This window comes from Coralloluteibacterium thermophilum (assembly GCF_042654365.1).
Taxonomy (GTDB): domain Bacteria; phylum Pseudomonadota; class Gammaproteobacteria; order Xanthomonadales; family Xanthomonadaceae; genus Coralloluteibacterium; species Coralloluteibacterium thermophilum.
The window spans coordinates 19,214-43,232 of sequence record NZ_JBHSGG010000041.1 but is presented as its reverse complement, the minus strand read 5'-3'; the positions used below and the strand labels follow the sequence as shown (position 1 = coordinate 43,232).

The following is a 24,019-nucleotide window of genomic DNA, read 5'->3' as shown; positions in this document are numbered from 1 at the left end:
GGCGCGGTCACTGGCCCGCTCCCGCGCCGATGGTGGCGGGCAGCGCGGGTTCGCGGCTGGCCGCGACCGGCATCTCCTCGAGGGTGACCATCGCCGGCGGCGGCGCGTCGGCGACGTTCTGCATGTCGTCGGGATCGTCGCGCCCCGGCAGGTCGGACCCCACCGCCAGCCACTGCTCGACGCGGTCCGGCGGCACGTCCATCAGCCGCAGCGCCCCGTCCATCACGTCGTGGAATACGGGTGCGGCGACTAGGCCGCCGTAGTAGGCGCTCGTATCCGGATCCTGGATCGCCACCACCATCGCGAAGCGCGGCTCGCTGGCGGGCACCAGCCCGGCGAACATGGAGATGTAGCGGCGCTCGTAGCCGCCGCTGACCGCGCGCCGCGAGGTGCCGGTCTTGCCGGCGACGCGGTAGCCGGAGACGTTGGCGCGGCGCGCGCCGCCCTCCGGCCCGGTCACCGTCTCCATCATGTCGATGAGCTGGCGCGCGATGCGCGGGTCGATGACCTGGCGGCCTTCGTCGCGCGTGCCGCCCTTGATGAAGGTCGGGGTGTGCATGCGCCCGCCGTTGCCGATGGCGGCATAGGCCTGGGCGAGCTGCAGCGGCGTGGCGGACAGCCCGTAGCCGTAGGAGATGGTCGCCCGGTGCACCTGCCCCCAGGTGCGCGGGTTGGTCAGCACGCCTGCCGCCTCGCCGGGGAAGCCCGAGCCGGTCGGCTGGCCGAAGCCGAAGCGGCGCAGCACGTCGTGCTGGTGCTCGGCGGTCATCTCCAGCGCCAGCTTGGTGGTGCCGACGTTGGAGGACTTGGTGATGATGCCGGTGACGTCGATGTAGCCGAAGTTGCGGATGTCGCGCACGGTGGCGTTGCCCACGCGCATGTAGCCGGGGCTGGTCTCGATCATCCGGGCGGGCGTGGCGATGCCGGCCTCCAGCGCCGCGGCGACGGTCATCGTCTTCATCGTCGACCCCGGCTCCATGAGGTCGGTGACAGCACGGTTGCGCCGCGAGCCGGGCTCGCTGGGCGCGCGCAGGTTGGGGTTGTAGGACGGCAGGTTGGCCATGGCGAGGATCTCGCCGTTGCGCACGTCCAGCACCACCACCGAGCCCGAGCTGGCCTTGTTCTCCGCCAGGGCCTTGCCCAGCGCACTGTAGGCCAGGTACTGGATGCGGCGGTCGATGGACAGCGTCAGCTCCCGGCCCGGCTCGGCCGCGCGCACGAGGTCGACGTTCTCGACGAACTTGCCGCGGCGGTCGCGGATGACCTTCTTGGCGCCCGGCTTGCCGGTCAGCCACTCGTCGAAGGCCAGCTCCAGGCCCTCCTGGCCGCGGTCGTCGATGTTGGTGGTGCCCAGGATGTGGGACATCACCTCGCCGAGCGGATAGAAGCGGCGGAACTCGCGCTGCGCGAACACGCCCGGCACGCCGAGGTCGACGATGGCCTGGGCGTCGTCCGGGTTCATGTGCCGGCGCAGGTAGACGAACTCCTTGTCGCGGCGGGCCTCGATGCGCTCGCGCAGGGTCTCCAGCGGCGTGCCCAGGGCCTGCGCCAGCTCCGGCAGGCGGTCGGGATGGTTGACCAGCTCGCGCGGGTTGGCCCACAGCGACTCGACCGGCGACGACACCGCCAGCGGCTCGCCGTTGCGGTCGGTGATCATGCCGCGCGAGGTCGGGATGGGGATCTCGCGCAGGAACCGCGCATCGCCCTGCTGCTGGTAGAAGTCGTTCTCGATCACCTGCAGGTCGAGCGCGCGCACCACCACGGCGGCCGCGCACAGGCCGAGCACGCCCGCGACCACGCCCACCCGGCGGCGCACGTCGAAGCCGGAGCCCATGCGGGCCCCGCGGACCGGCGTTCCGCGCTGCGGCTGGCGCACGTTGCGCGCGGCGCCCCTCATGGCTTCACCACCACGATGTCGCCACCCTCGGGGAAGCGCATCTGCAGGCGCTCGCCGGCGATGCGCTGGATCTGGTGGGTCTCGCCAAGCGTCGCCTGCTCGAGCTGGAGGCGGCCGAACTCGATGTCGAGCTCGTCGCGCTCGTTCTCCAGCGCGTTGAGCTCGATGAAGCGCTGCCGGTGCTCGTGGCGCGCGTACACCACCCCGACCGCGCTGGCGAGGGCGGCGGCGAGCAGCAGCACGAAGGCGGCGACGCGGAAGGTCATGCCGCGACCTCCAGGCGTTCGGCCACGCGCAGCACCGCACTGCGCGCGCGGGGGTTGGCGGCGATCTCGCCGGCGTCGGCGCGCCGGGCGCCGCCGATGTCGCGCAGCGTCGGCGCGAACGCCTCCGCGACCGGCATGCGCCGGTTGCCCGGCGGCGCCTTGGCACGGGCGTTGATGAACTGCTTGACGATGCGGTCTTCCAGCGAGTGGAAGCTGATGACCACCAGCCGCCCGCCCGGCTTCAGCCGTGCGTGGGCCGCGGCGAGGCCGTCCTCGAGATCGGCCAGCTCGCGGTTCACGTGGATGCGGATGGCCTGGAAGCTGCGCGTGGCCGGATGGATGCCGGTGTCGCGGCGGCCGACGATGCCGGCGACGAGGTCGGCGAGCTCGGCGGTGCGGACCAGCGGCGCCTCCGCGCGGCGGGCCACGATGGCGCGCGCGATGCGGCGGCTCATGCGCTCCTCGCCGTAGGTCCACAGGACGTCGGCGATCTCGGCCTCGCCGGCGCGCGCCAGCCACTCGGCCGCGCTCTCGCCCGAGTCGGGGTCCATGCGCATGTCGAGCGGGCCGTCCTTGCCGAACGAGAACCCGCGCCGGGCCTCGTCGAGCTGCGGCGAGGACACGCCGAGATCGAACAGCACGCCGTCGAGGCCGGCCGTGGTCTCGTCCCAGACGCCGAGGTCGGCGAAGCTGCCGCGGTAGAGCGACACCCGTGCGTCGGCGCCGAAACCCGCCTGCGCCACCGCGATCGCCTCGGGGTCCTTGTCCATCAGCAGCAGTCGCCCTCCGTCACCCAGCCGCTCGAGCACGCCGCGTGCGTGCCCGCCGCGCCCGAAGGTGCCGTCGAGGTAGCGGCCATCCGGGCGGATGCGCAGGCCGTCGAGCACCTGCGCGTACATCACCGGGAGATGGCTCGGGGTGGTCGTCCCCATGCCGGCGCCCTCCCGTTACAGCCTGAGGTCGAGCATGTCGTCGCTGATCTCGTCCTCCGAGATCGTGCGACGGATCTGCGCCAGGTGCGCCTGCTCGCTCCACAGCTCGAACTTGTTGCCCATCCCCAGGAGGACGGCCTTCTTCTCGAGCCCGGCGGCATGGCGATGGCTCGAGGGCAGCAGCACGCGCCCGTTGCCGTCGGCCTCCACCGGGGTGGCCGCACCGACCAGCTTCAACTGCATGTTGCGGTGGGTCGCCTTGACGCTCGGCAGGCGCATGACCTGGTCGCGCACCGACTCCCATTCCGCCTGCGGGAACAGCCACAGGCAGCCGTGCTCGAAGGGGTTGTAGGTGACGATCAGGCGGCTGTTGCACTCGCGCGCGACCAGCTCCCGGAAGGCGGTGGGAATCGCCAGACGACCCTTGTCGTCGATGGTGATGGCGGTCTCGCCCTGGAACATCGTCTACGCCTGGAAGCCCTGCCCACCCACGCCGCACCGAGGCACGACACTAAAAACCACAAAATTCCCGAATTTCCCTCGGTTGCCCACCTTAGTCTCAGGTCCTGAGACTGTCAACACGGTTCGGGAGGGAATCGCCTGCGGGATCAAGGGCTTAACGCGAACTTGACACTCAGGTTCAAGAAGTGGCCCGCAGGCACTGTTTTCATTCAGAAAGGCGTGGCGACAGACGGCGCCCGCGATGTCGTTTTCCCGTGAAATTCAGGCAGCTAGCGCCCGAACCTGCCCGGGCGCGCGAGGAGCGGCCCCCAAGTCGGGCACGCCGGCGCCGCCGGAACCGGCGATGCGAGAAGGAAGAAGGGGCGGAGCCGGCCGATAAGCCGGGTTCTGTCGTGGACAGTCATTCCTCTAGGCGCTGCGTCGCCGCAGCGCTCGAGCGACCTACCCGGACCCGACGCGAGCAACGTCGTGAGGTCCCTATTCGGTCTTGCTCCGGGTGGGGTTTGCCGTGCCGGTCCGTTGCCGGACTCGCGGTGCGCTCTTACCGCACCGTTTCACCCTTGCCTGATCCGACCGCCACCGAAGCGGCGGACGGCCATCGGCGGTCTGCTCTCTGTTGCACTTTCCGTCGGCTCGCGCCGCCCAGGCGTTACCTGGCACCCTGCTCTGTGGAGCCCGGACTTTCCTCGGCATCCCGAAGGATGACGCGACTGCCTGGTCGACTCCGCCGGACGGGATTGTGGCATGGGTTGGGGGGATGAAGCGGGAATGGGGAATCGGGAATCGGGAATTGGGAATGGTTGGGTCGCTTGGCTTCGGGGAGGAACGCTCCGTCTGAAGGCGTCGCCGGGTGGCGCAGCAGCAGGCCGTACCTCGCCCCAGGTCCCGATTCCCGATTCCCCATTCCCGCTTCTCCTCACCCCCCATACAACCCCTTCCTCGGCGCCCCGGTGATCTCGGCCGCGAGGCGGGCGGCCTGGGACGGCGGGAGGTGGGCGCTCAGCAGGGCGTAGACCCGCCTGCCCTCGGCGAGGGCCGCGTCGGCATCCTCGCCGGCGCCCTGCACCACCACGACGAACTCCCCGCGGCGCTGGTCGGGATCGGTGGCGACGCGCGCGGCGAGATCGCCCAGCGGGCCGTCCAGCACCGTCTCGAACAGCTTGGTGAGCTCGCGGGCGATGGCCGCAGGGCGGTCGGGCCCGAGCAGGGCCGCCATGTCGGCCAGGGAGGCCTCGATGCGGTGCGCGCTCTCGTAGAACACCAGGGTGCGCGGCTCTCCGGCCAGGGCCTGCAGGCGCTCGCGCCGCAGTCCCGCCTTGGCGGGCAGGAAGCCCTCGAAGGCGAAGCGGTCGCTGGGGATGCCGGCGACGGAGAGGGCGGCCACCGCGGCGCAGGCGCCCGGCACCGGACTGACCCGGATGCCCGCCGCGCGCGCCGCCCGGACCAGCACGAAACCGGGATCGCTCACCAGCGGCGTGCCGGCGTCGCTCACCAGGGCGAGCGAGGCGCCGCCGGCCAGCCGCGCCACCAGGGCATCCGCCTGCGCCGTCTCGTTGTGCTCGTGCAGGGCCAGGAGCGGCCGCTCGATGCCGAAGTGGGCCAGCAGGCGGCGGGTGTGGCGGGTGTCCTCGGCGCAGACCGCGTCCGCCCGTCGCAGGGTCTCCAGGGCGCGCGGCGCGATGTCGTCGAGGTTGCCGATGGGGGTGGCGACGACGAAGAGCGTGCCTGGCGTGGGGGAAGCGGTCATGGCGATGGGAGACTGGAGAGGACGGGAGGGCCGCGGGCGGGGCCTGCGCCGGAGGAGCCCGGGGAGGCGGCAGCGGCACAGGGCGTACAGCGCTCACCCGGCGCACGCGAACGCAGCGGGTATCATCCCACCCCCGCCCGATGAACGGACCTGCGTCTCGATGAAACGCCTCCTCGTGCTGTGTGTCGCCAGCCTCCTCGCCGGTGGCTGCGCCAACGTGATGGTCGAACGCGGGCCGGCGCGAACGCAGGATGCCGGCCGCGCCGGGCAGCAGCTCGACCAGGCGCGGGCCTCGGCCGCCCTGGGCGAATCCGAGGCCGCCCTCGCCAGCCTCGACCTCGAGGCCGACCAGGTGCCGGACTCGCTCCGCGCCCGTTGGCACCCGCTCCGCGCCGACCTGCTGGAGCGCACCGGCGACGACTTCGGCGCCGCCGCCGAACTCGCCTACCTGCAGCCGATCCTGCCGCCGGACGCCGCCGGCGCGAACCAGCGCCGCATCGACGCGCTGCTGTCCCGCCTGCCGGACCGCACCCTCTCGGATGCCGCCGCCACCCTGCCCGAGGGCCATCCGCTCTATCCCTCCGCCGCGCGTGCACTCACCCGCCGCGGCCTGGCCCTGCCGCGCGCGCTGCCGCCCGAGCTCCAGCTCGCCGGCGGCATCGAGGCGGGAGACTGGCCGACCGCCGAGGCCGACGGCTACCGCCCGCCGGAGCGCGTCGCGGTGCTGCTGCCGCTGAGCGGGCGTCTCGCCCCGGCCGGCAACGCGGTGCGCGACGGCTACCTCACCGCCTGGTACGGCGAGCGCCGCAGGCGCCCGGACGTGCGCTTCTACGATTCCGAGGCCGCGGGCGCCCTCGCCGCCTACCAGCGCGCCGTGGCCGAGGGCGCGCAGCTGGTCGTGGGCCCGCTGTCGCAGGAGTCGGTGGCGCAGCTCTTCGCCGGCGACCTGCCGGTGCCGCTGCTGGCGCTGAACCGCGTCCAGGCCCCGCCCCCGCCGGGCAGCGCGAGCTTCTCCCTGGCGCCGGAGGACGAGGGCGTGGCCGCCGCCGACCGCCTGCTGCAGCGCGGGCTGCGCCGCGTGGTGTCGGTCTTCGGCAGCGACGACAACGGCCGCCGCAGCGCCGCCGCCTTCCGCGAGCGGGTGGCCGCCGAGGGCGGCGACGTGGTGGCGGAGATCGCGCTGGCCGGCCCGGGCCCGGACTACAGCGAACAGCTCCGCATGAGCGGCGTCGGGGCCGACTTCGATGCGGTGTTCATGGCGCTGCGCGCGCCGGAGGCGCGCCTGCTGGTCCCGCAGTTGACCGCGGTGGGCATGGGCGGCCGCCCGGTCATGGCGACCTCCCTCGTCCTCTCGGGCGGCGGCAACCCGCAGCTGGACCGCGAGCTGGACGGCATCGAATACCCCGAGCTGCCGTGGATGCTGCGCGCCACGCCGGGCCTGCCGACGGCCGAGACGCTGTCGGGCCGCCTGCCCTCCGCCCGCGGCAATGGCGCGCGCCTGTTCGCCTTCGGCGCCGACGCCTGGCTGCTGACGGCCTACCTCGACCACCTCGGCCGCAGCGCAGAGCGCGGCGTGCCCGGCGCCACCGGCGAGCTGCGTCTCGACGGCTTCGGCAACGTCGTGCGCGACCCGGCCTGGGCCATGTTCAGCGGCGGCCGCACCCGCTCGGCGCTGGACGGCGCACTGATCCCGCAGGACGTGGAGACGCTCGCGCCAGGGCAGGACGCCCGTGACGACATCCCCTACGAGTGAGGGCACGCGCGCCGAGGCCGCGGCCCGGCGCCACCTGGAAGCCGCCGGCCTGCGCACCCTGGCGACCAACTTCGGGGTGCGCGGCGGCGAGATCGACCTGGTGATGCGCGACGGCGACACCGTGGTGTTCGTCGAGGTGCGCTACCGCCGCGGCAGCGCCTTCGGCGGCGCCGCCGCCTCGATCGACCTGCGCAAGCGGCGCCGCATCGCCCTCGCCGCACGCCATTTCCTCGCCGCGGACCGCCGCCTCGCCGAAGCCCCCTGCCGCTTCGACGTCCTCGCCCTGGAGGGCGCCCCCGACGCACCCCAGGTGCGCTGGCTGCGGGATGCCTTCCGGATGGACGAGCTCTTCTAGTTGGTGGGCCTGGGGCTGGGCTTGGGGCTTGGGGCTTGGGGCTTGGGGCTTGGGGCTCGGGGCTCGGGGCTTTGGGCTTTGGGCTTTGGGCCTGGGGCCTGGGGCCTGGGGCTCGGGGCTCGGGGCTCGGGGCTCGGGGCCGACGCTACGCCCCCTGCCCCAAGCCCTCTGCCCTCTGCCCTCTGCCCCTGCCCCTGCCCCTGCCCTCTGCCCCAAGCCCTGCGCCCCAAGCCCTGGGCCCGCGCCCGGCGCCCCTGCCCCATACTTCCCCACCTCCCAATCCCACCCCTGCCCCATGCCCAGCCTCCTCCCGCCCGCCCTCGCCCACGCGCTCGCCGCGCTGCTCGGGGACGGGTGGCGGGTGGATGCGGAGACGCTTCGGCGCTACGGGGAGGACGCCTCGCGGCGGGGCGTGCCGGCTGCGGGGGTGGCGCTGCCGGAGCGTCGCGAACAGGTGGTCGCGCTGGTCCACGCGTGCCGGACGCACCGGGTGCCGGTGGTCGCGCGCGGCAGCGGGACCAGCAGCACCGGCGCGGCGATTCCCGGCGGTGGCGCCGTGGTGGTCGGCTTCGAGCGCATGGCGCGCATCCTTGCCATCGACCCTGCGGACCGCATCGCCGTGGTCGAGCCCGGCGTGCTCAACGGCGACCTGCAGCGCGCGCTCGCCGCGCACGGCCTGTTCTGGCCGCCGGACCCGGCCAGCGCGGACACCTGCACGGTCGGCGGCAACCTCGCCTGCAATGCCGGCGGGCCGCGCACCGTGAAGTACGGCGCCACCCGCGACAACGTGCTCGGCCTCGCCGCCGTGACCGGCACCGGGGACCTGGTCACCTGCGGCAGCCGCACCACCAAGGACGCGACCGGCTACGACCTCACCCACCTGCTGGTCGGCAGCGAGGGCACGCTCGGGCTGATCGTCGAGGCGACGCTGAAGCTCGCGCCGCTGCCGTCGGCGCGACGCAGCCTGCGCGCACTCTATGCCGACGTGGCCGCCGCGGCCGCGGCGGTCGCGCGCCTCATGCGCCAGCCGGTGGCCCCGGCCATGCTGGAGTTCATGGACCGGCACTGCATCCGGCTGGCACGCGAGGTCGGCGGCGCGGACATTCCCGACGCCGGCGCACTGCTGATGATCGAGGCCGACGGCGATGCGGCGACCGTGGAACTGGCGACGCGCGCGCTGGCCGACGCCGCGCGCGGCCCTGGGCTGCTCGCCCTCGACGCCGCGCCCGACGCCGCCGCCAGCGAGGCGCTGTGGGCGGCCCGCCGCGCGCTCTCGCCGGCGCTGCGCACCATCGCGGCCGGCAAGATCAACGAGGACGTGGTGGTGCCGGTCTCGCGCATCCCCGACCTGGTGACGGGCGTCGAGGCGCTGGCGGCGGAGTTCGACCTGCGCATCGTCGCCTTCGGGCACGCCGGCAACGGCAACCTGCACGTCAACATCCTGTTCGACCCGGACGACGCGGCCGAGTCCGCCCGGGCGCGCAGCGCGCTGCCGCGCCTGTTCGCGCTGACTCTGTCCCTGGGCGGCACCCTGTCCGGCGAGCACGGCATCGGCACCGCCAAGCGCGACTTCATGGCGCAGGCCTTCGACGCACCGACCCTCGCCCTGATGCGCACGGTCAAGCAGGCCTTCGACCCCGACGGCATCCTCAACCCGGGCAAGGTGCTGCCCCCCGCGGCGGCGTGACCGCGTCCGCGGCACCCACCCTCAGCCCGGGAGGATGCCGCCGTGGCCGAGCCACCACGCGGCCAGCTGCAGCACCCCGAAGGCGTACAGGCCGGCGAGCGCGTCGTCGAACATGGCGCCGAAGCCGCCCTTGATGCGGCGGTCGGCCCAGGAGACCGGCCAGGGCTTGGCGATGTCGAACACCCGGAACAGCAGCAGCCCCGCCAGCATCCAGCCCCAGCCCGGCGGCGCCAGCGCCAGCGCGATCCACAGCCCGACGAACTCGTCGAGCACGACCACGCCGGGATCCTCCACACCGGTCCGCGCGATCACCCAGTTCGACGCCCACACGCCGAGGGCGAAGGTCACCGCCACCGCGGCCAGGTAGCCCGCGAACGGCAGTTCGCGCAGCAGCAGCCAGGGCGCCAGCGCCGCGATGCTGCCGAAGGTGCCGGGCGCGCGCGCGGCCATGCCGACCCCGAGCCCGGTGGCGAGCCAGCCGGCGGGATGCCGGAGCAGGATGCGGGCGCGCAGCAGGCTGCGGTCCTGGCCGGTGGGCGATGCGGGTTGGCTCATGCGCGGAAGTGATCGAAGCCGCGATGCGGCGGAACCCGCCATTCTCCATCCTCCCCGCGCACGCGCACATCCCGCCCAGGCACCATGCGGCCGATGCGGGTCGCCGGCAGCCCGACGCCGGCCAGCGCGGCCCGCACCGCCGCATCGGCGTCCGCGGGCGCGGTGAAGCACAGTTCGTAGTCGTCGCCGCCGGCGAGCTGCGCGTCGCGGCGCAGCGGCGGCGGCAGCGCCGCGAGCGCCGGCGGCACCGGCAGGGCGACGGGATCGAGCTCGGCGCCGAGTCCGCTGGCGGTCGCGATGTGGCCGAGGTCGGCGAGCAGGCCGTCGGACACGTCGAGGCAGGCCGTGGCGAGGCCCCGGAGTGCGCATCCGGCGGCGACGCGGGGCTGCGGGCGCTGCAGGCGCCCGACCAGCTGCGCGCGGACGTCGGGCGCGAGGGCCAGGGCCCGCCCCTCGCGCTCCGCCCGCAGCACCGCCAGCCCCGCCGCGGCCTCGCCGGGAACGCCGGTCACCCACACCGCGTCGCCGGCCCGCGCGCCGTCGCGGCGCAGCGCGGTGCCGGCCTCCACCAGGCCGTGCGCGGTGACGTTGATCGACAGCGGCCCGCGGGTGGTGTCGCCGCCGACCAGGGCCACGTCGTGGTCCGCCGCCAGCGCGAGCAGGCCGCCGACGAAGGCATCGAGCCAGGCGGCATCCGGCGCCGCCAACGACAGCGCGAGCGTGCACCAGGCCGGCCTCGCGCCCATGGCCGCGAGGTCGGACAGGTTCACCGCGAGGGCCTTCCAGCCGAGGTCGAAGGGCGGCACGTCCTCGAAGAAGTGCACGCCCGCGTTGAGCGTGTCGCTGGTGACGACCAGCTCGCACCCCGGCGGAACGCGCAGCACGGCCGCGTCGTCGCCTATGCCGAGCGCCACGTCGGGACGGAGGGCGGCGCGGCTGCGGATGCGGGCGATCAGGTCGAATTCGGACGGCATCAGTAGCGGACCCGGTAGGAGCGGCTTCAGCCGCGACCGGCGGCGGCCGCGATCCGCGGCATCATGGGTCATGCACGCCTGCACTGTCCTGCCGGTCGCGGCTGAAGCCGCTCCTACGGGGACATCAGCGCCTGCGCGCGGCACCGGCCTCGGCGGCGCGCCATTCGAGCGCGGCGCGGTCGAGCACGCCGTTGACGTAGGTGTGGCCGTGCTCGGCGCCGAAGCGCTTCACGCTCTCGATGGCTTCGTTGATGACCACGCGGTAGGGCACGTCGATGCGGTGCACGAGTTCGTAGGCGGCGATGCGCAGCGCGGCCCGCTCGATGGGGTCGACCTGCGGCAGCGGGCGGTCGACGAAGCGCGCGAGGCCCTCGTCCAGGTCGCCGCAATGGGTCACCACCCCGCGCACGAGGTCCTCGAAGTACTCCGCGTCGGCGATCTCCATGTCCTGCTCGTGCCGGAACTGGGCCAGCACCTCCACCACCGGCGTGCCGGACAGCTGCCAGGCGTAGACCGCCTGCAGGGCGCGGCGGCGGGCGCGCGAGCGCGCGGCGGGATCGATGCCTTCGGGACGACGGTTCATGCAGGACCACTCGGGGACAGGGAGAACAGGTGGGCGAGTTCGAGCGCGGCCAGCGCCGCCTCCTCGCCCTTGTTGCCGTGGCTGCCGCCGGCGCGCGCCTCGGCGTCGGCGCGGCGCTCGACCGCGAGCACGCCGTTGGCGACCGGCAGGGCGTGGTCGAGGGCGACGCGCATCAGCCCGCGCGCGCACTCGTCGGCGACGTGCTCGTAGTGGCGGGTGTCGCCACGGACCACGCAGCCCAGCGCCACGACGGCGGCATGCCCGCCGGCCCGCGCGATGCGCTCGGCCATGATCGGCAGCTCCCACGCCCCGGGCACGCGGATCACGTCGATGGCGGCGTCCGCCACCCCGCGCGCGCGCAGCGCCGCCACCGCGCCCGCGACCAGCGGCTCGACGATCTCGGGATTCCAGCGCGTGGAGAGGACGGCGAAGCGCGCGCCGTCCGGAGCACGGACGTCGCCCGCGACGGGGCTGGTGGCGGAGGGATGGGACATGGGGGCGGGGAGTTTACGGGATGGGGGATGAAGCGGGAAAAGCGGGAATGGGGAATCGGGAATGGGGACCTGGAGGGCGGGACGGACTGGCAAGGTGGGGCAGAGTGAGGGCGACGGAGAGGCACGAAGCGGAACGGAGAGAGGGAGAGGCACGCACGCCGCGCCCCGTTCTCGACCCCGGCACCCGAAGCTCGAACTCCGACCGCGAGCCGACCGTGAGGCCCTATTCCCGAGCCCCTTCCACTCCTGCCCTACCCGCTGCAGGGCGCCGAGGGCGTGGAGGCCGCCAGCGCGAGGCCCCAATCACGCGCCGACTTCCAGGTCCCTATTCCCGATTCCCCATTCCCGCATTTTCCAGCTCCACATACTCCACCACCTCCAGCCCGAACCCCGCCAACCCGACCTGCCGGCGGGGGGTGCCGAGGACGCGGAGGGGGCCGAGGCCGAGTTCGGCGAGGATCTGGGCGCCGGCGCCGTTGCGTCGCCATTCGCCGACGTCGCGGCGGTCCGCGGGGGCGGGTTCGGCGCGCAGGCGGGCCAGCAGGGCGTCGGGATCGCGCGGCGCGGACAGCACCACCATCACGCCGCTGCCGGCCTCGGCGATGGCGCGCAGCGCGTCGGTGCCGGCGACGCCGAAGTCCTCGCGGCGCCAGTGCAGCAGGTCGGCGAGCGGGTTCTCCACCTGCACGCGCACCAGGGTCGGGGTCGTGGCGTCCGGCGCGCCGCGCACCAGGGCGAAGTGCAGGTCGTGAGCGATGCGGTCGCGGTAGGTGACGAGGGTGAAGGGGCCGAATTCGGTCTCGATCCCGCGCGCATCGATGCGCTCCACGGTGTGCTCGGTGGCGAGCCGGTAGGCGATCAGGTCCTCGATCGAGCCGATCTTGAGCCCGTGCTCGCGTGCGAAGGCCTCCAGCTCCGGCCGCCGGGCCATGGAGCCGTCGGGATTGAGCACCTCGACCAGGACGCCGGCGGGCTCCAGCCCGGCGAGCATGGCGAGATCGACCGCCGCCTCGGTGTGCCCCGCCCTGCTGAGCACGCCGCCCGGATGCGCGGCGAGCGGGAAGATGTGGCCGGGCTGCACCAGGTCGGACGGCCTGGCATCGGGTCGCACCGAGGTGCGGATGGTGTGCGCGCGGTCGTAGGCGGAGATGCCGGTGGTGACGCCCTCGGCGGCCTCGATGGAGACGGTGAAGGCGGTCTGGTACTGCGCGGTGTTGTCGCGGACCATCGGCCCCAGCCCCAGCTGCGCGCAGCGCTCGCGGGTCAGCGCCAGGCACACCAGCCCGCGCGCGTGGGTGACCATGAAGTTCACGTCCTGCGGGCGCACCAGCTCCGCGGCCATGATGAGGTCGCCCTCGTTCTCGCGGTCCTCGTCGTCGACGACGACGACCATGCGGCCGGCGCGGATTTCCTCGAGCAGTTCGGGTACGGGTGCGAAGGGCATGTCGGGTCCTGTGGAAGTCGTGGGGAGCGCGTCGGTCAGCGGGGCGCGGCGGCGCCGAGCAGGCGCTCGACGTAGCGGGCGACGAGGTCGATCTCGAGGTTGACCGGATCGCCCGCAGCGAGACGGTGGAAGGCGGTGTGCGCGAGGGTGTGCGGCACCAGGGCGACCTCGAAGCCGTCTCCGGTCAGCGACGCCACGGTGAGGCTGACGCCGTCGACGCAGACGGAGCCCTTCTCGGCGATGTAGCGCCGCAACGCCTCCGGCGCCCGGAAGCGCCAGCGCTGGCCGCGGCCGTCCTCGGCGATGGCCACGACCTCGCCGATCCCGTCGACGTGGCCGGCGACGAGGTGGCCGCCGAGGCGCGCGTCCGCGCGCAGCGCGCGTTCGAGATTGACCGCGCGGCCGGGCCCCAGCGTGCCGAGCGTGGTGCGGTCCAGGGTCTCGACCGAGATGTCGGCGGCGAAGCCGGCGGCATCGGTCCCGACCACGGTCAGGCACACGCCGTTGACCGCGACGCTCTCGCCCAGGACGAGCTCCGCGACGGGCAGCGTGCCGGTGTCGATCCAGGCGCGCAGGTCGCCGCCGCGCGGCTCCGCCTCGCGCCAGGCGCCGACGGCTTCGATCAGTCCGGTGAACATGGGTGGGTCTCCTTCGGAGTCAGGGCGCGCCGGCGAGGCGCAGGCGCAGATCGGGTCCGACCTGCCGGGTTTCCAGCAGGCGCAGGCCGAGGCGGGAGGCCATGTCGGGCGGGTCGATGCCCTCCGCGAGCGGCCGCCCGCCGGCGCCGAGCAGGACCGGCGCGACGTACAGCACCAGTTCGTCGACCAGGCGCTGCGCCAGGAAGGCACCGGCCAGGCGCGGGCCGCACTCGACCAGCAGGTCGTTGACGCGCCGGCGCCCCAGCGCGTCGAGCACGGACGGGAGGTCGAGCCCGCCCTCGACCGCCCGCGGCACGGCCTCGGCCTCCAGGTCAGGGCTCGGCACGGGCGCGGCGTCCGGCGCGTGCAGCAGCAGGGTCGGCGCGGCACCGTCGCGCAGCGCGGCGCTCCCGGGCAGGCGGGCGCGCGAATCGAGCACCACCCGCAGCGGCGGCACGAAGGCCGGGGCGTCCGGCGGCAGGCGCACGGTCAGCCGCGAGTCGTCGGCGAGCACGCTGCCGATGCCGGTGAGGATGGCGCCGTGCGCCGCGCGCAGGCGGTGCACGTCGGCGCGCGCGGCCTCGGAGGTGATCCAGCGCGCGCTGCCGTCGGCGAGCGCTGTGCGCCCGTCCAGGCTCATGGCGAGCTTGAGCGCGACCCAGGGCCGCCCGGCCTCCACGCGGCGGAAGAAGCCGCGGTTGAGCGCCCGCGCCTGCGTCCGCATGAGCCCCGACTCGACCACGATGCCCGCGGCGCGCATGCGTGCGACGCCGTGCCCGGCGTGCTGGTCGGGGTCCTCGGTGGCCATCACCACCCGCGCCACGCCCGCCGCGACCAGGGCGTCGGCACAGGGCGGCGTGCGCCGGTGCAGCCCGCAGGGCTCGAGGGTGACGTAGGCGGTGGCGCCGCGCGCGCGCGCCGGCCATGCGCAGTGCGTGCACCTCGGCATGCGCCTCGCCCGCGCGTACGTGCCAGCCCTCGCCGACCACCTCGTCGCCGTGGGCGAGGACGCAGCCGACCATGGGATTGGGGCGGGTGGTCCAGGCCGCGCGCGCGGCGAGCGCCAGCGCGCGCGCCATGTGCGCGTGGTCGCGACGATCGAAGGCGGCGGTGGAGCTGGATTCTGCGGGGCTGGGCATGGCGTCGGTCCGCTCGGGGGCGAACGACGCCTCCAGAGGCGTCGGAACGGCCGCGCCTCCCGCGAGGGATGCGCGCCGTGCCGTCTTCTTTCATCCGGACTGTGACCGTCGGCTCCGGCTTCGGACCGGATCTGCTGACCCTCCGGCGTGGCCGGAGGCGCTCGCGGGCTCGTCGTCGCGCGTCGCCGCGCCGATCGACCTACCGCCGGTGGGGAATCGCACCCCGCCCTGAAGACGTGTTCATCGTGGTCGCCCGGCCGATGGACGGCCGGAGCGCGCGCAGCCTAGCACGCGGCGCCCGTGCGGTCCGTCGGCGGCGCGGTCGCGGCCCGGGATGCAGCGTTGCGGTTCAGCCGCGGCCGCGCCTGCCCGCGGGCGGCGGCACCGCGGCCTCGCCCAGCAGGGACAGCTGGGCCGCCTCGAGCCCCGGCATGTCGCGCTCGAGCTTCTCGATCTCCTCGCGGAAGGCCTGCACGTCCTCGAAGCGCCGGTAGACCGAGGCGAAGCGCACGTAGGCGACCTGGTCGAGCTTCTTGAGCTCGCGCATCACCAGCTCGCCCACGTGGCGCGAGGGCACCTCGCGCTCGGTCGCCTTGCGCAGGTCGGCCACCACGTTGCGCAGGGCCTGCTCCACGGCATCGGCCGCCACCGGTCGCTTCTGCAGCGCGCGCTCGAAGCTGGTGCGCAGCTTGCGCTCGTCGAAGGCCTCCCGCCGCTCCCCGCTCTTCACGATGGCCGGCAGCTTGAGCTCGGCCGTCTCGAACGTATTGAAGCGCTCCCCGCACTGCGGGCACTCCCGCCGCCGCCGCACCGTCGTGCCGTCGTCGGTCAGCCGCGAGTCGATGACCCGGGTGTCCTCGTGCTGGCAGAAGGGGCAGTGCATGGGGGCTGTCGGGAATCGGGAAGGGGGAATCGGGAATGGCGGGGATTATGCGGTCTTGGAGGCCAGGGCTCGTCGAAGGCCGGTGAGCAGCATGCCGACCGTGCGCGCCTGCGCAAGGGCGGCATCGACATCATCCGGAGACAGGAAGCCCAGGCGCCCCGCGAGAAGCAGCTGTGTCTGGACCTCCGACAGGGAGCCGCGTGCCATGGAAAGGAAGCGAAGATAGTCGGCCAGCGAGGATCTGCCATTGCCTTCCGCAATGCACGAAGGCACGGAAACCGCCGCCTTGCGCATCTGCATCGACAGGCCGAAGCGCTCCTCCCGCGGAAGGCGCCCGGCGAGCGCGTATACGCGCTCGGCCAGCTGCATCGCCTCCTCCCACACCCGCAGATCCCTGAAATCCTGCGCCATCCCGCCCTCCATGGCGAGCCCTCCGACCTTCAAACGCCCACAGGTCCCGATTCCCGAGTCCCCATTCCCGCGTCACCCGTAGACCGGATACCTCCTGCACTGCGCCACCACCTTCTCGCGCACCGCGGCGATGACGCTCTCGTCCGCCGGGGCGTCGAGGACGTCGCAGATCCAGTGGGCGAGGTCGATGCAGTCCTGCTCGACGTAGCCGCGGGTGGTGACGGCGGGGGTGCCGAGGCGCAGGCCGGAGGTGACGAAAGGCTTTTGCGGGTCGTTGGGGACGCTGTTCTTGTTGACCGTGATGTGGGCGCGGCCGAGGGCGGCCTCGGCGTCCTTGCCGGTGATGCCCTTGCCGATCATGTCGACCAGCATGAGGTGATTCTCGGTACCGCCGGAGACGATCCGGTAGCCGCGCTCGACGATGGTCCGCGCCATGGCCTGGGCGTTCTTCACCACCTGCTGCTGGTAGGCCTTGAACGCCGGCTCCAGCGCCTCCTTGAAGGCGACCGCCTTGGCCGCGATCACGTGCATCAGCGGGCCGCCCTGGATGCCGGGGAAGACGATGGACTGCAACTTCCTGGTCAGTTCCTCGTCCGCACCCTTGGCGAGGATGATGCCGCCGCGCGGACCGCGCAGGGTCTTGTGGGTGGTCGAGGTGACCACATGGGCGTGCGGCAGCGGGTTCGGGTAGACGCCCGCGGCGACCAGGCCGGCCACGTGCGCCATGTCCACGAACAGGTAGGCGCCGACCTTGTCGGCGATGGCGCGGAAGCGCGCCCAGTCGATCACCCGCGAATAGGCGCTGAAGCCGGCGACGATCATCTTCGGCTTGTGCTCGACGGCGAGGCGCTCGACCTCGTCGTAGTCGATCAGGCCCTGGTCGTTCACGCCGTACTGGACCGCGTCGAACAGCTTGCCCGAAGCGTTGACCTTGGCGCCGTGGGTGAGGTGCCCGCCGTGGGCCAGCGACATGCCGAGGATGGTGTCGCCCGGCTGCAGCAGCGCGAAGTACACGGCCTGGTTGGCCTGCGAGCCCGAGTGCGGCTGCACGTTGGCGTAGTCCGCGTCGAACAGCTGCTTCAGGCGGTCGATGGCGAGCCGCTCGGCCACGTCGACGTACTCGCAGCCGCCGTAGTAGCGCTTGCCCGGATAGCCCTCGGCGTACTTGTTGGTCAGCGCGCTGCCCTGGGCCTCCATCACGCGGGGGCTGGCGTAGTTCTCGGAGGCGATGAGCTCGACATGGTCCTCCTGGCGGCGACGCTCGTCGGCGATGGCCTGGGCAAGCTCGGGGTCGTAGCCTTCGATACGCATGCTGCTGGGGAACATGGGGCGCGCCTTGGTCTGCGGAAAGCCCGGAATTGTAGACCCGGCGCGGGGTTGCGGCCACGCCGCGCCCCGCGCCGGGCGCGGCCTCAGGCGCCCTCCGGCCGCCCCACGCGGCTCCAGTCGAGCCGCCGCGTCGCGAGCATGACCGTCGCCAGCAGGGCGAACAGCACGACGCTGCCGACCAGCAGGGCGTAGGTCTCGGCGCTCAGCAGCCCGTAGAGCAGGCCGTACAGGAGGGCCAGCAGCCCGGCGAAGGCCAGCCCGCGGCGGCGCCCGCCGAGCACGCCGCCCATGTAGGCGGCGATCAGCCCCACGCAGGCGGTCGCGGCGAGGAGGTAGGCCGCGCCGAAGCCGATGTGCTCGGCCAGGGCCAGCAGCAGGAGGAAGAACAGGGCGAGGGCCAGGCCGGTCAGCCCGTACTGCACCGGGTGCACCTCCACCCCGCGCAGCGCCTCCACGAAGAACACCGCGCCGAACACCAGCACCAGGAACAGCAGGCCGAACTTCATGGCGCGGTCGGTCATCAGGTAGCGGTCCACCGGATCGACCAGGCGCAGCCCGAACACGACCTCGTCCAGCCCGTGGCAGCCGCCCTGACGGACCTCCGCGCACTGCGCCAGGACCTGCTGGGCGTTGCTGGCGAGGCGCGAGACCCGCCATTCCGCCTCGAACCCGTCGTCGCCGACGCGGCGGGTGTCGGGCAGGTAGTTGCCGTCGAAGCCGGGATGCGGCCAGTCGCCGCGGACGGCGACGCGGGTGTCGCTCGCGGCGGGCACGAAGCGCAGCGATCCGGTGCCGAGGAGGTCGGCGCTGAGGGCGACCCGCAGGACGCCGCCGTCCAGCGCCGCGGGTTCCAGCCGCGCATGCACGCCGTCCATCAGCCAGGCCTGCTCGCTGCCGGGCTCGACCTGCAGCGCCCGCCCGTCGACGCGCAGGTCGATGCTGCGGATGCCGCGCGTGTCGCCCAGGCCGAGGCCGAGCACGGCGCCGGTACGGCGGTAGCTCAGCACCTCGCCCTGCGGCACGGGCGGCGGCGGCACGACGAAGCGCGCCTGCAGGTCGAGCGCGTCGCGGTAGAGCGGCACGCCGAACAGGCCGCGGCGCCGGACCTCCGTGGTGAGCGTGCTGTCGGCGACCAGGGTCTCGGGGAGGACCAGCTCGCGGACGGTCTCCCGCACGGGCGCGTCGCCGGCGGCGGCGCCCCGCGGGACGCGCACCACGCGCTCGGCCTCGATCAGGAGATAGGGCCCGACCACCCGCTGCGCCCGGCTGGACGCCCGCGCGATCTCCGCGGCGGCCTCCGCACCGCGCGCCTGGCGCTCGTGCACCAGGCCCCGCATCAGCAGCAGGGGGAGGGTCAGGACCAGGATCAGGCTTCCGATCACCAGCAGTTTCAGCATCGCGCGCATGGCCGCGTCGTCCTCGGGGTGGGACGCGCATTGCAGCCGGCGGCGCGGCGGCCCCGCGGGCGGATGCTGGCGCCGCGCGGGCGGATTGTGGCGAAACCCGGGCGGACCGCGGTGTCCCGGGGCGGCGCGATGCGCGATAATGGCCGGCCCCTTATCGCGGACCGTCGGCGCGTCGCACGCACCGGCCTCCCGTCCCTGCGCACCGGCCCGGAGCCCCCATGTCGCAATACATCTACACCATGAACGGCGTGTCCAAGACGGTCCCGCCGAAGCGCCAGATCATCAAGGACATCTCGCTGTCGTTCTTCCCCGGCGCCAAGATCGGCCTGCTGGGCCTGAACGGCGCCGGCAAGTCCACCGTGCTCAGGATCATGGCCGGCGTCGACAAGGACTTCTCCGGCGAGGCCCGCCCGCAGCCCGGCATCAAGGTCGGCTACCTGGAGCAGGAGCCCACCCTCAACCCCGAGCACACCGTCCGCCAGGCGGTCGAGGAAGGCGTCGGCGAGGTGCTGAGCGCCCAGGCCGAGCTGGACAAGGTCTACGCGGCCTACGCCGAGGAGGACGCGGACTTCGACAAGCTCGCCGCCGAGCAGGCGCGCCTGGAGGCCATCCTCGCCGCCGGCGACGCGCACCTGATCGAGCAGCAGCTCGAGGTCGCCGCCGACGCCCTGCGCCTGCCGCCGTGGGACGCCAGGATCGGCACCCTCTCCGGCGGCGAGAAGCGCCGCGTGGCGCTGTGCCGCCTGCTGCTGTCCAAGCCCGACATGCTGCTGCTCGACGAGCCCACCAACCATCTCGACGCCGAGTCGGTCGAGTGGCTGGAGCAGTTCCTGACCCGCTACGCCGGCACCGTGGTGGCCGTCACCCACGACCGCTACTTCCTCGACAACGCCGCCGAGTGGATCCTCGAACTCGACCGCGGCCGCGGCATCCCGTGGAAGGGCAACTACACCCAGTGGCTCGAACAGAAGGAAGAGCGCCTCAAGCAGGAAGAGAGCCAGGAGAAGGCCCGCCAGAAGGCGATCCAGAAGGAGCTGGAGTGGGCGCGCTCGAACGCCAAGGGCGGCCGCACCAAGGGCAAGGCGCGCCTGGCGCGGCTGGAGGAGCTCCAGTCGGTCGAGTACCAGAAGCGCAACGAGACCAACGAGATCTTCATCCCGCCGGGCGAGCGCCTCGGCAACTCGGTGATCGAGTTCCGCAACGTCACCAAGAGCTTCGGCGACCGCGTGCTGATCGAGGACCTGTCCTTCATCATGCCGCCCGGCGCCATCGTCGGCATCATCGGCCCGAACGGCGCCGGCAAGTCGACCTTCTTCAAGATGATCACGGGCAAGGAGAAGCCGGATGCCGGCGAGATCGTGATCGGCCCGACCGTGAAGCTGGCCTACGTGGACCAGAGCCGCGAGAAGCTCGAGGGCAACCACAACGTGTTCCAGGAGGTCTCCGGCGGCTCGGACATCCTCAACATCAACGGGGTGGAGATCCAGTCGCGCGCCTACATCGGCCGCTTCAACTTCAAGGGCCAGGACCAGCAGAAGATCGTCAGCACGCTCTCGGGCGGCGAGCGCGGCCGCCTGCACCTGGCCAAGACCCTGCTGCAGGGCGGCAACGTGCTGCTGCTCGACGAGCCGTCCAACGACCTCGACGTCGAGACGCTGCGCGCGCTCGAGGACGCGCTGCTGGAGTTCCCGGGCTGCGCGATGGTGATCTCGCACGACCGCTGGTTCCTGGACCGCATCGCCACCCACATCCTCGCCTTCGAGGGCGACTCGCATGTGGAGTTCTTCCAGGGCAACTACCGCGAGTACGAGGAGGACAAGAAGCGCCGCCTCGGCGCGGACGCCGGTCCCAAGCGCATCCGCTTCAAGGCGCTGAAGTAAGGCGCACGGCGGACGCCGGCGACACGGGAACGGGCGCAGCGATGCGCCCGTTCCTCGTTCCAGGGGCACGGCGAGCGCGGGCGGCAGAACGTCCGGGGCGTCGCGGCCCGGGCGCCTTCCGCCGCCCGCGCGCCCTAGCCTTCGGCGACGCCGAACACCTGCCGCAGGTAGGCGACGTAGCCCGGGTCCTCGCACATGGTCTTGCCCGGCGAGTCGCTCAGCTTGGCCACCGGCTGACCGTTGCAGCGGGTCATCTTGATCACCAGCGACAGCGGCCGGGGGCCGACGTCGTTGGTGAGGTTGGTGCCGATGCCGAAGGCCACGCGCGCGCGGCCGCGGAAGTAGTCCTGCAGCGCCAGCACGCGCTCGACGTCGAGCGCGTCGCTGAACACCAGGGTCTTGGTGCGCGGGTCCACGCGGTTGGCGGCGAGGTGGGCGACGACCCGGTCGCCCCAGGCGAAGGGATCGCCCGAGTCCTGCCGCATGCCGTCGAACAGCTTGCAGAAGTACATGTCGAAGTCGCGCAGGAAGGCGTCGATCCCGACCACGTCCGACAGCGCGATGCCGAGGTCGCCCCGGTACTCCTGCGCCCAGGCCTCGAACGCCGCCTTCTGCGAGTCGCGCAGGCGCGGACCCAGCGCCTGGAAGGCCTGCAGCCACTCGTGCGCCATGGTGCCCAGCGGCGTCATGCCCAGCTCGCGCGCGTACATCACGTTGCTGGTGCCGACGAAGCGCGGCCCCAGCCCCTCGCGCAGGCGCAGCAGCACCTGGCGCTGCCAGTCGCGCGAGAAGCGCCGCCGGGTGCCGTAGTCGGCGATGGCGAGCCGGCCCTCGGGATCGGCCGCCACCAGGCGCTCGATCTTGGCGTCGAGCCGGCGCAGCCCCTCGGCCGGGTCGAGCACGTGCGTCGCGCGCGACCAGACCTCGCTGACGAGGGCCAGCAGCGGCACCTCGAACAGGATGGTGTGCAGCCACGGCCCGCGGATCGTCAGGTCGATCTCCCCCGGCACCGACGCCGACGGCGCGAGATGCACGTACTTGCGGTCGAGGCGGAACAGGCCGAGGAAGTCGACGAAGTCCGAGCGGATGAAGCGCAGCCCCCGCAGCCAGTCCAGCTCGTCCTCCCGGAAGCGCAGCGCGCACAGCGCGTCGATCCCCTCGGAGATCGCATCCACGTGCCGCGCCAGATCCACGCCCGGCGTCCGGCACTTGAAGCGGTACTCCACCTGCGCCGCCGGATGCTGGTGCAGCACCGCCTGCATCATCGTGAACTTGTAGAGGTCGGTGTCGAGGAGGGAGGGGATGGGCATGGCTTTTTTTGGTGAAGCGGGAATGGGGAGTCGGGAATCGGGACCTGGGGGCGGGTGAGGCGGGGATGCCGCGCTCTGTATGTCCCGAAGGGGCCAGTATGGCGTTGGGTGAAGCGGAAATCGGGAATGGGGATCGGGACCTGGAGGTTGGTGAGGTGGGGATGCGGAGCTCCGTCGCTCACTCCGCTGCCGCCTCCCATTCCCGATTCCCGATTCCCCATTCCCGATTCCCGCTTCTACCTCACCACGGCACACTACCCACCCTCCCCTCCACCCCACCCAGCATGTCCTTCATCGCCGCCCTCCGCGCCCGCTGGCGCGATCACGACACTCTGCTCTGCGTCGGGCTCGACCCCGAGCCGGAGCGGTTTCCGGCGCACCTGCGCGATACGCCCGATGCGGTGTTCGCGTTCTGCCGGGAGATCGTGGATGCGACGGCGGACGCGGTCTGCGCGTTCAAGCCGCAGATCGGGCACTTCGCGGCGCTGGGCGCGGAGGACGCGCTGGCGCGGCTGGTGGCGCACATCCACGCGGCGCACCCCGGCGTGCCGGTGATCCTCGACTCCAAGCGCGGCGACATCGGCAGCACCGCCCGCCACTACGCGACCGAAGCCTTCGACCGCTACGGCGCGGACGCGGTCACCATCAATCCCTACATGGGCCGCGACAGCGCCCAGCCCTTCCTCGACCGCGCCGACAAGGGCGTGGTAGTGCTCTGCCGCACCTCGAACCCGGGCTCCGGCGAGTTCCAGGACCTGCCGGTGGAGGGCCGTCCGCTCTACCAGCACGTCGCGGCGCGGGTCGCGCGCGAGTGGAACGCCAACGGCAACTGCCTGCTGGTGATGGGCGCCACCTGGCCCGAGGAGCTCGCGCAGGTGCGCGCCCTCGTCGGCGACCTGCCCTTCCTCGTTCCCGGCATCGGCGCCCAGGGCGGCGACGTGGCGGCGGTGATGCGCAGCGCCGCCACCGCCGACGGCAGCGGACTGGTGATCAGTTCCTCGCGCGCCATCCTCTACGCCGGCGACGGCGCGGACTTCGCCGATGCGGCGCGCGCCGCCGCGCGCGCGCAGCGCGACGCCATCAACCGCCATCGCGGGGGCCAGGGCGCATGACGGTGCGGACGGCACTGCCCCGCTCCGCCCGCGTGGCCTGCGGCCTGCTGCTGGCCGCGGCCTTCGCCGGCGCGCAGGCGACCGGACGCCCGGGCGGCTATCTCGGCGGCGACCTGCCGCCCCTGGCCGAGCTGCTGGCGCCGCCGCCGGCCGCCGGCTCCGCCGAGGCGCGCGCCGACCTGGAGGCGGTCCTGGCGCTGCAGCGGTCGCGCACGCCCGCGGAGAGCGCGGAGGCGGTCGCGGACGTGGAGATCTCGCCCTTCCGCTTCGCCGACGCCATCGGCCCCGGCTTCGATCCGGCGCGCACGCCGCGGGTGGCCGCCCTGCTCGACGGCACCGCGGACGACCTGCGCGGCGGCACGCGCGCGGCCAAGGCGCGCTGGGAACGGCCGCGGCCGGCCGAGGCGAGCGATGCCGTCGCGCCACTGGTCGAGGCCCACGGGGCGTCCTATCCGAGCGGGCACGCGACCTACGCCTACGTCGCCGCCATCGTGCTCGCGCGCATGCTGCCCGAGCGCAGCGAGGCGATCTTCGCCCGCGCCGGGCGCTACGCGCGCAACCGCGTGGTGGCGGGCGTGCACTATCCGAGCGACGTCGACGCCGGACGCATCGCGGGCACGGTGCTCGCCGACCGCCTGTTCCGGCAGCCGGCCTTCCGGCGGGACTTCGAGGCCGCGCGCGAGGAACTGCGCGCCGCCCTGGGCCTTCCTGACGCCGCGACGAGCGCGCCGTCGGCGACCGCGCACTGAGCCGCGCGGCGCC

Annotated in this window: 22 protein-coding genes, 1 other RNA gene, 1 pseudogene and 1 riboswitch; of the genes and pseudogenes, 6 read left to right on the top strand and 18 right to left on the bottom strand. The window is 73.3% G+C overall.

Annotated elements, in window-relative coordinates:
• Positions 1-7: 7 nt before the first annotated feature.
• The 6 genes from ACFO3Q_RS14285 to rsmI form a co-directional block, all read right to left on the bottom strand.
• Positions 8-1,897 carry a peptidoglycan D,D-transpeptidase FtsI family protein gene (locus ACFO3Q_RS14285; RefSeq protein WP_377005415.1) on the bottom strand — a complete coding sequence of 630 codons (1,890 nt, stop codon included), beginning with the start codon at positions 1,895-1,897 and terminating at the stop codon, positions 8-10.
• The gene (gene ftsL, locus ACFO3Q_RS14280; RefSeq protein WP_377005414.1) at positions 1,894-2,163 is read right to left on the bottom strand and encodes a cell division protein FtsL; all 270 of its coding nucleotides are present in this window, start codon (positions 2,161-2,163) and stop codon (positions 1,894-1,896) included. Before ftsL ends, ACFO3Q_RS14285 begins: the two co-directional genes overlap by 4 nt.
• Positions 2,160-3,095, bottom strand: a complete 936-nt coding sequence (gene rsmH, locus ACFO3Q_RS14275) for a 16S rRNA (cytosine(1402)-N(4))-methyltransferase RsmH (protein ID WP_377005413.1) — start codon at positions 3,093-3,095, stop codon at positions 2,160-2,162. The genes ftsL and rsmH overlap by 4 nt, the downstream gene beginning before the upstream one ends.
• Positions 3,096-3,110: 15 nt before the next feature.
• Positions 3,111-3,557, bottom strand: coding sequence for a division/cell wall cluster transcriptional repressor MraZ (mraZ, locus tag ACFO3Q_RS14270; RefSeq protein ID WP_377005412.1), 447 nt, complete (start codon positions 3,555-3,557; stop codon positions 3,111-3,113).
• A 360-nt stretch (positions 3,558-3,917) separates the two neighbouring features.
• Positions 3,918-4,283, bottom strand: an RNA gene (gene rnpB, locus ACFO3Q_RS14265) — RNase P RNA component class A.
• A 190-nt stretch (positions 4,284-4,473) separates the two neighbouring features.
• Positions 4,474-5,304: a 16S rRNA (cytidine(1402)-2'-O)-methyltransferase gene (gene rsmI / locus ACFO3Q_RS14260; protein ID WP_377005411.1), complete on the bottom strand. Its 831-nt coding sequence runs from the start codon at positions 5,302-5,304 to the stop codon at positions 4,474-4,476.
• Between the two features lie 160 nt (positions 5,305-5,464).
• Between rsmI and ACFO3Q_RS14255 the strand changes: the two genes are divergently transcribed.
• From ACFO3Q_RS14255 to ACFO3Q_RS14245, 3 genes are all read left to right on the top strand, one after another.
• Positions 5,465-7,057 carry a penicillin-binding protein activator gene (locus ACFO3Q_RS14255; protein WP_377005410.1) on the top strand — a complete coding sequence of 531 codons (1,593 nt, stop codon included), beginning with the start codon at positions 5,465-5,467 and terminating at the stop codon, positions 7,055-7,057.
• Positions 7,035-7,412 (top strand): YraN family protein, encoded by a 378-nt coding sequence (locus ACFO3Q_RS14250; protein WP_377005409.1) that lies wholly within the window; start codon positions 7,035-7,037, stop codon positions 7,410-7,412. The genes ACFO3Q_RS14255 and ACFO3Q_RS14250 overlap by 23 nt, the downstream gene beginning before the upstream one ends.
• Positions 7,413-7,707: 295 nt before the next feature.
• The gene (locus ACFO3Q_RS14245) at positions 7,708-9,099 is read left to right on the top strand and encodes an FAD-binding oxidoreductase (protein WP_377005408.1); all 1,392 of its coding nucleotides are present in this window, start codon (positions 7,708-7,710) and stop codon (positions 9,097-9,099) included.
• 21 nt (positions 9,100-9,120) lie between these two features.
• On the opposite strand, the gene ACFO3Q_RS14240 is transcribed toward ACFO3Q_RS14245, so the two are convergent.
• The 11 genes and pseudogenes from ACFO3Q_RS14240 to creD form a co-directional block, all read right to left on the bottom strand.
• Positions 9,121-9,654, bottom strand: a complete 534-nt coding sequence (locus ACFO3Q_RS14240; protein WP_377005407.1) for a phosphatidylglycerophosphatase A family protein — start codon at positions 9,652-9,654, stop codon at positions 9,121-9,123.
• Positions 9,651-10,628 carry a thiamine-phosphate kinase gene (thiL, locus tag ACFO3Q_RS14235; RefSeq protein WP_377005406.1) on the bottom strand — a complete coding sequence of 326 codons (978 nt, stop codon included), beginning with the start codon at positions 10,626-10,628 and terminating at the stop codon, positions 9,651-9,653. Before thiL ends, ACFO3Q_RS14240 begins: the two co-directional genes overlap by 4 nt.
• Positions 10,629-10,752: 124 nt before the next feature.
• Positions 10,753-11,211 (bottom strand): transcription antitermination factor NusB, encoded by a 459-nt coding sequence (nusB, locus tag ACFO3Q_RS14230; RefSeq protein WP_377005405.1) that lies wholly within the window; start codon positions 11,209-11,211, stop codon positions 10,753-10,755.
• Positions 11,208-11,705: a 6,7-dimethyl-8-ribityllumazine synthase gene (gene ribH, locus ACFO3Q_RS14225; protein WP_377005404.1), complete on the bottom strand. Its 498-nt coding sequence runs from the start codon at positions 11,703-11,705 to the stop codon at positions 11,208-11,210. Before ribH ends, nusB begins: the two co-directional genes overlap by 4 nt.
• Before the next feature lie 325 nt (positions 11,706-12,030).
• Positions 12,031-13,149 carry a 3,4-dihydroxy-2-butanone-4-phosphate synthase gene (ribB, locus tag ACFO3Q_RS14220; RefSeq protein WP_377005402.1) on the bottom strand — a complete coding sequence of 373 codons (1,119 nt, stop codon included), beginning with the start codon at positions 13,147-13,149 and terminating at the stop codon, positions 12,031-12,033.
• A gap of 35 nt (positions 13,150-13,184) precedes the next feature.
• Entirely contained in the window at positions 13,185-13,787 is a 603-nt protein-coding gene (locus tag ACFO3Q_RS14215; RefSeq protein ID WP_377005401.1) for a riboflavin synthase, read from the bottom strand.
• 19 nt (positions 13,788-13,806) lie between these two features.
• Positions 13,807-14,926: pseudogene (ribD, locus tag ACFO3Q_RS14210) on the bottom strand (bifunctional diaminohydroxyphosphoribosylaminopyrimidine deaminase/5-amino-6-(5-phosphoribosylamino)uracil reductase RibD).
• A gap of 78 nt (positions 14,927-15,004) precedes the next feature.
• A riboswitch (FMN riboswitch) is annotated at positions 15,005-15,166 on the bottom strand.
• A gap of 109 nt (positions 15,167-15,275) precedes the next feature.
• Complete coding sequence (gene nrdR, locus ACFO3Q_RS14205) at positions 15,276-15,809, bottom strand: transcriptional regulator NrdR (protein ID WP_377005400.1); 534 nt, start codon at positions 15,807-15,809, stop codon at positions 15,276-15,278.
• Between the two features lie 45 nt (positions 15,810-15,854).
• Complete coding sequence (locus tag ACFO3Q_RS14200; RefSeq protein WP_377005399.1) at positions 15,855-16,220, bottom strand: four helix bundle protein; 366 nt, start codon at positions 16,218-16,220, stop codon at positions 15,855-15,857.
• Positions 16,221-16,292: 72 nt separating this feature from the next.
• On the bottom strand, positions 16,293-17,546 hold the full coding sequence (gene glyA, locus ACFO3Q_RS14195; protein WP_377005398.1) for a serine hydroxymethyltransferase: 1,254 nt from the start codon (positions 17,544-17,546) through the stop codon (positions 16,293-16,295).
• A gap of 86 nt (positions 17,547-17,632) precedes the next feature.
• A complete protein-coding gene (creD, locus tag ACFO3Q_RS14190; RefSeq protein WP_377005397.1) occupies positions 17,633-18,955 on the bottom strand; it encodes a cell envelope integrity protein CreD in 1,323 nt (440 codons plus the stop codon).
• A 218-nt stretch (positions 18,956-19,173) separates the two neighbouring features.
• Here creD and ettA point away from each other — a divergent pair, with 218 nt between their 5' ends.
• Positions 19,174-20,835: an energy-dependent translational throttle protein EttA gene (ettA, locus tag ACFO3Q_RS14185; protein WP_377005396.1), complete on the top strand. Its 1,662-nt coding sequence runs from the start codon at positions 19,174-19,176 to the stop codon at positions 20,833-20,835.
• 134 nt (positions 20,836-20,969) lie between these two features.
• On the opposite strand, the gene pncB is transcribed toward ettA, so the two are convergent.
• On the bottom strand, positions 20,970-22,145 hold the full coding sequence (gene pncB, locus ACFO3Q_RS14180; RefSeq protein WP_377005395.1) for a nicotinate phosphoribosyltransferase: 1,176 nt from the start codon (positions 22,143-22,145) through the stop codon (positions 20,970-20,972).
• Positions 22,146-22,429: 284 nt separating this feature from the next.
• Here pncB and pyrF point away from each other — a divergent pair, with 284 nt between their 5' ends.
• Both pyrF and ACFO3Q_RS14170 read left to right on the top strand, forming a co-directional pair.
• Positions 22,430-23,257, top strand: a complete 828-nt coding sequence (pyrF, locus tag ACFO3Q_RS14175; RefSeq protein WP_377005394.1) for an orotidine-5'-phosphate decarboxylase — start codon at positions 22,430-22,432, stop codon at positions 23,255-23,257.
• Positions 23,254-24,006, top strand: coding sequence for an acid phosphatase (locus ACFO3Q_RS14170; RefSeq protein ID WP_377005393.1), 753 nt, complete (start codon positions 23,254-23,256; stop codon positions 24,004-24,006). Before pyrF ends, ACFO3Q_RS14170 begins: the two co-directional genes overlap by 4 nt.
• The last annotated feature ends 13 nt before the right edge of the window (positions 24,007-24,019 follow it).

Coding starts and splice junctions, on each gene's coding strand:
- ribB (WP_377005402.1), bottom strand. CDS start 13,149: ATGCCCTTCGCACCCGTACCCGAACTGCTCGAGGAAATCCGCGCCGGC.
- nrdR (WP_377005400.1), bottom strand. CDS start 15,809: ATGCACTGCCCCTTCTGCCAGCACGAGGACACCCGGGTCATCGACTCG.
- ACFO3Q_RS14285 (WP_377005415.1), bottom strand. CDS start 1,897: ATGAGGGGCGCCGCGCGCAACGTGCGCCAGCCGCAGCGCGGAACGCCG.
- ACFO3Q_RS14200 (WP_377005399.1), bottom strand. CDS start 16,220: ATGGCGCAGGATTTCAGGGATCTGCGGGTGTGGGAGGAGGCGATGCAG.
- ettA (WP_377005396.1), top strand. CDS start 19,174: ATGTCGCAATACATCTACACCATGAACGGCGTGTCCAAGACGGTCCCG.
- ACFO3Q_RS14170 (WP_377005393.1), top strand. CDS start 23,254: ATGACGGTGCGGACGGCACTGCCCCGCTCCGCCCGCGTGGCCTGCGGC.
- ACFO3Q_RS14240 (WP_377005407.1), bottom strand. CDS start 9,654: ATGAGCCAACCCGCATCGCCCACCGGCCAGGACCGCAGCCTGCTGCGC.
- pyrF (WP_377005394.1), top strand. CDS start 22,430: ATGTCCTTCATCGCCGCCCTCCGCGCCCGCTGGCGCGATCACGACACT.
- ribH (WP_377005404.1), bottom strand. CDS start 11,705: ATGTCCCATCCCTCCGCCACCAGCCCCGTCGCGGGCGACGTCCGTGCT.
- ACFO3Q_RS14255 (WP_377005410.1), top strand. CDS start 5,465: ATGAAACGCCTCCTCGTGCTGTGTGTCGCCAGCCTCCTCGCCGGTGGC.
- creD (WP_377005397.1), bottom strand. CDS start 18,955: ATGCGCGCGATGCTGAAACTGCTGGTGATCGGAAGCCTGATCCTGGTC.
- glyA (WP_377005398.1), bottom strand. CDS start 17,546: ATGTTCCCCAGCAGCATGCGTATCGAAGGCTACGACCCCGAGCTTGCC.
- nusB (WP_377005405.1), bottom strand. CDS start 11,211: ATGAACCGTCGTCCCGAAGGCATCGATCCCGCCGCGCGCTCGCGCGCC.
- mraZ (WP_377005412.1), bottom strand. CDS start 3,557: ATGTTCCAGGGCGAGACCGCCATCACCATCGACGACAAGGGTCGTCTG.
- pncB (WP_377005395.1), bottom strand. CDS start 22,145: ATGCCCATCCCCTCCCTCCTCGACACCGACCTCTACAAGTTCACGATG.
- rsmI (WP_377005411.1), bottom strand. CDS start 5,304: ATGACCGCTTCCCCCACGCCAGGCACGCTCTTCGTCGTCGCCACCCCC.
- ACFO3Q_RS14245 (WP_377005408.1), top strand. CDS start 7,708: ATGCCCAGCCTCCTCCCGCCCGCCCTCGCCCACGCGCTCGCCGCGCTG.
- rsmH (WP_377005413.1), bottom strand. CDS start 3,095: ATGGGGACGACCACCCCGAGCCATCTCCCGGTGATGTACGCGCAGGTG.
- ftsL (WP_377005414.1), bottom strand. CDS start 2,163: ATGACCTTCCGCGTCGCCGCCTTCGTGCTGCTGCTCGCCGCCGCCCTC.
- ACFO3Q_RS14215 (WP_377005401.1), bottom strand. CDS start 13,787: ATGTTCACCGGACTGATCGAAGCCGTCGGCGCCTGGCGCGAGGCGGAG.
- thiL (WP_377005406.1), bottom strand. CDS start 10,628: ATGCCGTCCGAATTCGACCTGATCGCCCGCATCCGCAGCCGCGCCGCC.